Origin of the sequence: Dapis hubbardiae BLCC-M172 (genome assembly GCF_050016015.1) — a bacterium.
In the GTDB taxonomy this organism is placed as follows: domain Bacteria; phylum Cyanobacteriota; class Cyanobacteriia; order Cyanobacteriales; family Microcoleaceae; genus Trichodesmium.
This window is the reverse complement of the sequence record NZ_JBNHEQ010000189.1, coordinates 1-9,065: the sequence shown is the minus strand read 5'-3', so window position 1 is coordinate 9,065 and position 9,065 is coordinate 1. Positions and strand designations below refer to the sequence as shown.

The following is a 9,065-nucleotide window of genomic DNA, read 5'->3' as shown; positions in this document are numbered from 1 at the left end:
GGAGGCTTTAAACCACAATTATTTAATTAATAATTAATAATTAATTATTCGGTAAATTTAGCCCAACTATCCTGATTTTTAACTTTTGACTTCTGAATCTTGACTTCTGGCTAATAATAACTTCTGACTTTTGACTGACGCTAAAGATGTACATTAGTGCAGTAAAATTACGATTATGCAGAATGAAGACCTTAACATACTAAATATTCAGCCGACGGGGGAAAGTCCTCTGGATTATATAGGAGAAGAAGAACCTCCAAAGCCAAATCCAGAGGAAATGCTACCATTACTGACATCCTCGGAACCTTCCCAACGGATGATGGCTGCGCGAGCTTTCTGTGAACTTCAGGACGAGCGGGCAATTTCCCCATTAATTGAACTTTTACACGATGATTGTCCATTAATCCGAGTAAGTGCTGCTTATGCTTTGGGCCGTAATCCTAGTCCAGATGCTGTGGAACCCCTAATCAAACAATTAAATTTAGACTTTAATGGCTATGTTCGTAAAGGTGTTGTTTGGGCCTTGGGGAATTGTCGCGATCGCCGTTGTCTAGAACCTTTAGTGGATGCCCTCAGAACAGATATTCCTGCGGTACGCTTATGGGCCGCTAGTTCTTTAGGCCAAATAGCCCAAGTAAGTTATGAGGTGGTAGTAGGAGGGATACCACCATTAATTGAAGGGTTGAGACGAGACTCAATGACTGCAATACGAAGTAACTGTGCATGGGCCATTGGTCAGTTATGTCGAGAACTACCTTCTAATATTGTTTATGCTGGTGCAATTGATGCTTTGATTGAGGCATTAGAAGAAGATGAAGATATGGGTGTGCGGGAAGATGCAAAATCATCTTTGTTACGAGTGGGAGATCCTAGAGGTTTGCAAGTTATTGAAGATTTAGAAATAGAAGGGTTATAAACCAAAATATATAGGTTTGACATAGTATAGTTTGAAACTTAATTTCCCAATTCTATAGAGAATGATTGTGGCTAAATATTTCCCTAAATTGAATTGTAAATAAAAGTAGTTATTATTAAATCAGGAAGCAAATAATGCAGTAAAACACCTCTTTTACACACCACTAGAAAATTAGACGTGCTATAGTTATTGAGGGTGTCTAATACTAAATTAATTAATCAACGCTACATATAATACCAATTTGAAAAAAGAATGTTACTAATAATTGGGGCGATAAAAATAGTTTACAGGAGATTTCCCTTGGAGTAAAAAGATAATTTTAGATAAGGTCAATCCTCCCCAACCCATTTTCCCTATTATTTATTGATGTATAGCGTTATTTTTTATACTTTTTACAATATCTACAATTGAAGATATAAGAAAATTTTATAGAAATATTTACTGATTTTTCCTGGTTAAACATTACTGAATTTGTAGAATTGTAAAGAATATTTGAGATGCCTGGTTTTTATATTTAATCGAGTTGTACCTTTATAGAAAGTATGATCCTTATCTCCTGAAAACTGGCTACTAAATCATAAAATAAATAATGATCCGGATTTAATATTAGTATTGAAAGTATCATATTTTTAATGATAAAAGATAAAACTAATTACTTCCTCTGGGAATAATAATTTATTCAATAACTTTAATTATTTCTAAAACCTTATCCAAAATATTAACACTATAAAATCAGCGGAGAACTATGAGAGTATCTAAACATCAACCTTTGATCGAAAATCATAATGAAATGAGGTTATATATGTCTACTTTCAAACAAAATTGCCTCCCTAATTTTTTCCTAAAAATTAATCAAGTAAATAAATATAAAACAACTCATCTAGAAAATTTACCCCAAAAATATGCTAGTTCTGGTGAAATAGAAAATTATGCTCAAATCCTCACAAATATAGAATTTTTATCAGCTAAAATTAAGCATGAAAAATTTGGAATAGAAAGTTTAATAAAAGACTATAGTTTAATCAATGAATCAAAACAATTAGAATCTGGTAATTTACCTCCAGAAATAACTAAATCTCTACAACTAATTAAAGAAAGTCTAGAATTATCAAAATCTATTCTACAAGAAGATAAAAATCAACTATCAGTACAACTATTTGGGAGACTTCTAGAATATAAAAACCTACCCTATATTCAACAATTACTAGAGCAAATTCAAGCAGTCCAAAATACTCCCTGGTTGTCCCCTATTCATCCAAGTTTAACTCCGCCAAATGCAGCTTTGATAACAACTATTAGTGGGCATAATGACTCAATTAATGCAGTGGCAGTTACACCTAATGGTAAACAGGTAGTATCAGCTTCTTGGGATGCAACATTAAAAATATGGGATTTAGAAAGCGGTAGTGAACTTAGCACATTAACTGGACATAACTCCTGGGTATATGGAGTAGCAATTACTCCTGATGGCAAAAAGGCAATATCAGGCGCATGGGATAAAACTTTGAAAATATGGGATTTAACTGAAAATAGGGAAATTTGTACTCTGAGAAATAATGATGTTATCAATGGAGTAGCAGTTACTCCTGATGGCAAACAGGCAATATCAGCTTCAAAAAATAAAATATTAAAAGTCTGGGATATAATAACCTATGAGGAAATTAATGTTTTAACTGGTCATACTGCTTCCGTTACAGCAATAGCAATTACACCTGATGGTAAACAGGCAATATCAAGTTCAACAGATAAGACACTGAAAGTTTGGGATTTAACTACATACCAGGAAATTCTTACCCTAACTGGTCATAACGCTTCAGTTACAGCAATAGCAGTTACTCCTGATGGCAAATATATAGTATCGGGTTCAGACGATAACACAATTAAAATTTGGGATTTAGCTACAGGTAAAGAAGTACATACCTTAGAAGGCCATACAGAATGGGTTAGGGCAGTCGCAGTGAGTCCCGATAGCAAATATATAGTATCAGGTTCGTGGGATAAAACCCTGAAAGTTTGGGATTTAGAAAAAGCCTCGGAAATTCTTACAATTACAGGACATACAGAATGGGTGAAAGCAGTTGCAATTATCCCAGACGGTAAACAAATAATCTCCGGTTCCTATGATAACACGATTAAAATTTGGGATTTAGTAGCTTGTACAGTAGTAGAAAAAATCTCTCGCCATGATTTGGGAGTTAGGTCTGTTGCCACGTTGCCTAATACCAGTCATGTATTATCAGCTTCAGAGGATAATACCATAAAAATATGGAACTCCATAACAGGTAAGGAAGTTACAAAATTGGTAGGACATACTGAAGGAGTATCAGCAGTGGCGATCGCTCCTGATGGCAGACGAGCGGTATCTGCTTCTGAAGATCATACCCTCAAAGTTTGGGATTTAGAAACAGGTGAGGAACTATTGAGTTTAGCAGGTCACGATTTCTGGGTAAATGCAGTTGCTATTACTCCCGGAGGTAGATGTGTAATTTCAGGTTCTAGCGATCATACTCTGAAAATTTGGAATTTAATGACGGGAACTGAAATAAGAACTTTAAGGGGACATACTGATGGCATTTGGTCAGTGGCAGTTACTCCCGATGGCAAAAAGGTTATATCTGCTTCCTGGGATGAAACTTTGAAAGTCTGGGATTTAGCTAGTGGAACTGAAATAAGAACTTTAAGGGGACATACTGATGGTATTTGGTCAGTGGCAGTTACTCCCGATAGCAAAAAGGTTATATCTGCTTCTTGGGACGATACAATCAGAATCTGGGATTTAGCTAGTGGGAAAGAATTACGAAAATTATCAGGTCATACTAATACTATTAGGTCAGTAGCAGTTACTCCAGATGGTAAACGGATAGTATCAGCAGCAGCAGATCAGAAGGTAAAGGTATGGGATATTGAGACAGGAAAAGAGTTGATGAGTTTTTCTGGAGAGAATAGTTTTTACTGTTGTACTGTTGGCGAAGATAGGAAAACAGTGGTGGCTGGTGATAGTGAGGGAGTTATGCACTTTTTACAGATGGCAGGTTAGTTTAGAATTTAGAATTTAGAATTTAGAATTTAGAATTTTTCAGAATTTAGAATTATTGGGAATTTAGAATTTAGAATTTAGCAATAGATGTAGGTTGGGTTGAGGGACGAAACCCAACAACAATCTTTCTCCCCTACTCCCGTACGGACGTTCCATGCAACGTCCCTACCCTACTTCCTAATGCAATATTTTAGATGAAACAGTCCAGTAGGGTGGGTTAGGCGGCAATAATTATGAACCGGAAGCAAAATTTAACTTTCCGCCGTAACCCACCAAACATTAAGCACTCTAGCCGTCTTGATCTTTACTTTACAAACATTCTCTTAGAATTTTTCAGAATTTAGAATTAATTTTGAGGTTTAGTCTTTTTTTAGAATGCAGCACGTTTTGCGTTGGGGTAATATCAAATCCGGTTGAATACTTATTGTATAGTTGGAGGAGATAGGGAGATTAAATATTGAAGTATAGATAGAATTATAAACATATATTGTATAACCTGATTCTATATAAAATCCCCGTTGCAAAACGTAATTCTAAATTCTCAATTCTGCATTCTCCATTCTTTTAATTTTGAGATTTAGTATTTTTAATAATTGCATGAAGAATAGAAATTAATTCATTAGATTCATTTAATAAAGGAAGTAATCTTTGTTATAGTTCTTTTTCTGTTGGAATTAATATTTTTAACCAGTAATTAGTCTCTCTAGCTTCCTTGAGAGAAATATTCATTTTATGGATAAAATCGGCTTTACTTTCTGCGTTTTGTGCTTCCTCAATATTCGCGCCTATGCTCGTCCCAGAGCGTATTAATTGTTTACTCAAATCATATCCTGTCCCACCATTTTCTCTCAAAAACTTGCAAAGCTTTACTATTCTTATGCTAAAATTTAAAGTCCTATCTTGTATATCTTTTTTTGCCATAGCCATATTAGGTTCTATTTATTCTAAATTCTAAATTCTGAGTAATTATTCTGAATTCTAAATTCCCAATAATTCTAAATTCTAAATTCTAAATTCCCAATAATTCTAAATTCTAAATTCTGAATTCTAAATTCACCAAAAATTCTGATAATGAAAGTTTCCTCTCAATTTCTGACTCCCCAAAGTTTTCTAGAACGTAGTGTCGCAGCATTTCGTGACAAAGATGCTATAGTTTACCGTTCCTCTAGATGGACTTATGCGCAATTTGCCACTAGAGTTAATAAACTAGCAAACGCCTTAAAAAATTGGGGGTTACAAAAAGGCGATCGCGTAGCCTTCCTTTGCCCGAATATTCCACCAATGTTAGAAGCACATTTTGGCGTTCCCCTAGCAGGAGGAGTTTTAGTCGCTATCAATATTCGGTTAGCTGCTAAGGATATTTGTTACATCCTGAATAACTGTGGAGCGCGTCTATTATTTGTCGATACAGAATTATCTCACCTGGTAGCATCAGTGCGGGATGAGTTGGAAAGTGTAGAAAAAATTATCAATATAGTAGATACTGAAATAGAAATAACAGGAGAAAAATTACCAGGAACAGATTATGAAACCTTTTTAACTACAGGTACATCAGACCCTCTACCTTCTCCCCTCGCAGACGAAAACGAACCAATTTCTATCAACTACACCAGTGGCACCAGTGGTCAACCAAAGGGAGTAGTATATACCCATCGTGGAGCTTATCTCAATGCTTTGGGCGAAGTATTGGAATTAGGCATGAATAATAACAGTGTCTATTTGTGGACCTTACCCATGTTTCACTGTAACGGTTGGTGTTTTACCTGGGGAGTTATTGGTGTGGGTGGTACTCATATCTGTATGCGGAAATTTTTCCCCAATACCGTAGTCTCCTTAATTATGGATGAGGGAGTGACTCACTTCTGCGGTTCCCCCACAATATTAATTGCTCTCGCCAATGACCGCGCCATTAAAAAATTACAGCTTTCTCACCCCCTGCGAGTTGCCACAGCAGGGGCGCCACCTTCTCCTACTATTATTCAGACAATGGAAGAATTGGGAGTAGATATTACTCATGTTTATGGTTTAACGGAAACCTACGGACCTCATAGCGTCTGTGAATGGCAAGCACCTTGGGATAATTTACCAATGGCGGAAAGGGCAAAGTTGAAAGCTAGACAGGGAGTGCCTTATATTCATGCTGCTCAACTGCGGGTAGTAGACAAAGATATGCAAGATATACCTGCTGATGGAGAAACAATGGGAGAAGTTGTCATGCGTGGTAATAATGTCATGCAGGGATATTTTAATGACCCGGAGGCGACTGAGTGGGCGTTTCGCGGTGGTTGGTTTCATAGTGGAGATTTGGCAGTGATGTATCCTGATGGTTATATGGAATTACGCGATCGCGCCAAGGATATTATTATTAGTAGTGGTACGAATATTTCGACTATTGAGGTGGAGAGAGCAATTTACAAACATCAAGCAGTTTTGGAAGTGGCGGTTATTGCTATCCCGGATGAGAAACGAGGGGAGGTGCCGAAAGCTTTTGTGACTTTGAAACCTGATGAAACTGTGACAGGAGCAGAAATTATTGATTTTTGTCGGCAGAATTTGGCACAGTTTAAGGTTCCGAAAGCGGTTGAGTTTATAGAGTTGCCAAAGACTGCTACGGGTAAAGTGCAGAAATATTTATTGCGGGAGAAAGAATGGGTTGGTTATGAAAAAAGAATTCACTGACACTTTAGGTAGTTGCTAATTAGGGTTTGCTGAATAAGTCTTATGGGTGAGGGTAGGAGTCAGGAGATTGTCTGCGTTGTTCAATTGCAGGATAGAAGAAGGAGTCAGGAGTCAGAAGGGAAGAGAATAGAAGTTAGAACTCAGGAGATTGTCTGCGTTGTTCAATTGCGGCAGCATAAGAATCTAGCAACTTACTTACTTCTTGTAAATAAATGCAGCAGCGCGTCTAGCTTAATTTTGTAGTCTTATACCAATTCCCATACATTAATGCTATACTTAGGCAAAACTTCAGCTATTAAGTAATTCATACAGGCTAAATCACCTTTTTGCTAATTTAAGCTAATTTAACGTTAATTATTCTTATGTTTACTTCTCAGGTAGGGACGTTGCATAACAAAAATGCGTTTTCCGTTCCGGAATGCTGCGCAAACATGTCGCGCAGCGTTAGCGGAGCTTTGCGTTAGCAAAACGTCCCTACACTCCCCTACTCCCCTGCTCAACTAAATATAGAAAAGTTTTTGAGAAATGGTATTAGTAGTGGACTGTTTCAGCTAATGAGTGTGCATTAGCTTTTTTTGCGATCTCCCCATCACCCCATTTTCTAATGCAATATTTAAGATGAAGCAGTCCAGTAGGGTGCGTTATACCATGTCCGGTTAAATACTTATAATTAAGAGAGTAAGGGAGTAAGGGAGTAAGGGAGTAGGGGAGTAGGGGAGAAATTAAAATATATCCTCTCGATCGCCAAATATTTTATTTATACCATTACATCCGAACATGATATTACACTTCGTTAACGCACCCCCAAATCTGATAATGTTTCGGTAATGATGAGCGCGGTGGGTTAGCGCCAGCATAACCAACCCTACTAGACTGACACAGCCAAAACTGTGCATTAGATTTTTTCGCGCCTCACCCCATCACCCTATCACCCCATCACCCCATCACCCCATCACCCCATCACCCCATCACCCATTTTCCGCGTTGCACCATTTAAGGTGTGTCAGTCCACTACTAGCTTTAACTCTGATTACTTTTGACTTTTGACTTTTAACTGTCTAATTCCCGCCGCCCCTCTAACGCTCTCGCCAAAGTCACCTCATCAGCATATTCTAAATCTCCTCCCATGGGCAAACCAAAAGCAATGCGCGTCACTTTTGTAAAAGGTCTCAACAATTGACCGACATATAAAGTAGTAGTCTCTCCTTCCACACTCGGACTAATAGCAATAATCACTTCCTGAATATTTCCCTGACTCACTCGCCGTACCAATGGTTGAATAGTCAACTGTTCGGGACCAATACCATCCATCGGCGAAATGACTCCTCCCAGAACGTGATATTCACCTTTATATTCCCGTGTTTTTTCCAAAGCAATTAGATCGCGGGAGTCAGAGACCACACAAATAACCTCTTTATCTCGTTGAGGGTTACGACAAATTTCACAAATAGGTTCAGCAGATAAATGGAAACATTTCTGACATAAACCCACTTTTTTCCTGGCATCAACCAAAGCTTGAGCTAAAGCTTGAATTTCCTCTTCCGGGCGCTTAATAATATGTAGTGCCAGACGTTGTGCTGTTTTAGGACCAACTCCAGGCAAACGTTGTAGTTGTTCAATTAATCGTGCTAAAGGTCGAGTATAAATTTTGGATTTCCTCCAAAGTTGAGAGCTGCTATATGATTGTAGCGAAATTTTAGATATTTTATACCATTTAACTAAAATTAAGGCCCAAAAGAAATTAAGTGGGTGAGCATAAATCAACGCAATCGAAATTGAGGACATTAGATTATTAGGGTGCGGGCGGTTTCATCTGAATAATCTGTAACACCATTAACTTAATGCGGAACCCGCCCCTACAATTGCAAAAAGGTGGTAACACCACTAACTTGTTTCCCTGTGCCAACTGGCAGCAGAAATGTGAAGCAGTTGGCTTTCACTTTTATAATATGTACGGCGAACCATATTGGTATGAGTCAGCTTGCTATCATTTCAGCGCTTCAGAAATAAATGAATTGGAAGCAGCAACCAACAGTTTACAAGAATTGTATATTGAAGCAGCAGAGCGAATTATCGCAGAAGACCATTTTTCTCAATTGTGCATTCCGCCAGAGTTGGCGGAATTATGTCGCCAGTCTTGGGAACGAGATGAACCTAGTCTTTATGGTCGTTTTGATTTAGCTTATGATGGTGTCAACCCACCGAAGTTATTGGAATACAATGCTGATACACCGACTGCTCTTTTGGAAACCAGTGTGGTGCAGTGGACTTGGTTGGAGGAAATGTTTCCGGAAGCGGATCAATTTAATTCTGTGCTTGAAAAGTTATTGGCAGCTTTTGAGGAAATGAATGGTTTAGGAGGAGAGACTTTATATTTTATATCATGTCCGCTTGAATAGTTATAAATAAGGAGGGAGGAGTCAGGAGTCGTAG

General features: G+C 37.7%; 6 protein-coding genes. 4 read left to right on the top strand and 2 right to left on the bottom strand.

Features of this window, described 5'->3' with window-relative positions:
* Window positions 1-175 precede the first annotated feature (175 nt).
* Both ACP6PK_RS17150 and ACP6PK_RS17145 read left to right on the top strand, forming a co-directional pair.
* Window positions 176-916: a HEAT repeat domain-containing protein gene (locus ACP6PK_RS17150; protein ID WP_426561129.1), complete on the top strand. Its 741-nt coding sequence runs from the start codon at window positions 176-178 to the stop codon at window positions 914-916.
* An 802-nt stretch (window positions 917-1,718) separates the two neighbouring features.
* Window positions 1,719-3,953, top strand: a complete 2,235-nt coding sequence (locus ACP6PK_RS17145; protein WP_426561127.1) for a WD40 repeat domain-containing protein — start codon at window positions 1,719-1,721, stop codon at window positions 3,951-3,953.
* Window positions 3,954-4,604: 651 nt separating this feature from the next.
* On the opposite strand, the gene ACP6PK_RS17140 is transcribed toward ACP6PK_RS17145, so the two are convergent.
* Window positions 4,605-4,880 carry a four helix bundle protein gene (locus tag ACP6PK_RS17140; protein WP_426561125.1) on the bottom strand — a complete coding sequence of 92 codons (276 nt, stop codon included), beginning with the start codon at window positions 4,878-4,880 and terminating at the stop codon, window positions 4,605-4,607.
* Window positions 4,881-5,024: 144 nt separating this feature from the next.
* Between ACP6PK_RS17140 and ACP6PK_RS17135 the strand changes: the two genes are divergently transcribed.
* Window positions 5,025-6,632 (top strand): acyl--CoA ligase family protein, encoded by a 1,608-nt coding sequence (locus tag ACP6PK_RS17135; RefSeq protein WP_426561123.1) that lies wholly within the window; start codon window positions 5,025-5,027, stop codon window positions 6,630-6,632.
* A 1,050-nt stretch (window positions 6,633-7,682) separates the two neighbouring features.
* On the opposite strand, the gene recR is transcribed toward ACP6PK_RS17135, so the two are convergent.
* Entirely contained in the window at window positions 7,683-8,279 is a 597-nt protein-coding gene (gene recR / locus ACP6PK_RS17130; RefSeq protein ID WP_094674033.1) for a recombination mediator RecR, read from the bottom strand.
* A 194-nt stretch (window positions 8,280-8,473) separates the two neighbouring features.
* On the opposite strand from recR, the gene ACP6PK_RS17125 reads away from it, so the two are divergent.
* A complete protein-coding gene (locus ACP6PK_RS17125; protein WP_426561121.1) occupies window positions 8,474-9,031 on the top strand; it encodes a glutathionylspermidine synthase family protein in 558 nt (185 codons plus the stop codon).
* Window positions 9,032-9,065: the final 34 nt, after the last annotated feature.

Excerpts from the sequence above, each read along its gene's own strand:
- ACP6PK_RS17135 (WP_426561123.1), top strand. The coding sequence starts at position 5,025 with ATGAAAGTTTCCTCTCAATTTCTGACTCCCCAAAGTTTTCTAGAACGT.
- ACP6PK_RS17125 (WP_426561121.1), top strand. The coding sequence starts at position 8,474 with ATGCGGAACCCGCCCCTACAATTGCAAAAAGGTGGTAACACCACTAAC.
- ACP6PK_RS17150 (WP_426561129.1), top strand. The coding sequence starts at position 176 with ATGCAGAATGAAGACCTTAACATACTAAATATTCAGCCGACGGGGGAA.
- ACP6PK_RS17140 (WP_426561125.1), bottom strand. The coding sequence starts at position 4,880 with ATGGCTATGGCAAAAAAAGATATACAAGATAGGACTTTAAATTTTAGC.
- ACP6PK_RS17145 (WP_426561127.1), top strand. The coding sequence starts at position 1,719 with ATGTCTACTTTCAAACAAAATTGCCTCCCTAATTTTTTCCTAAAAATT.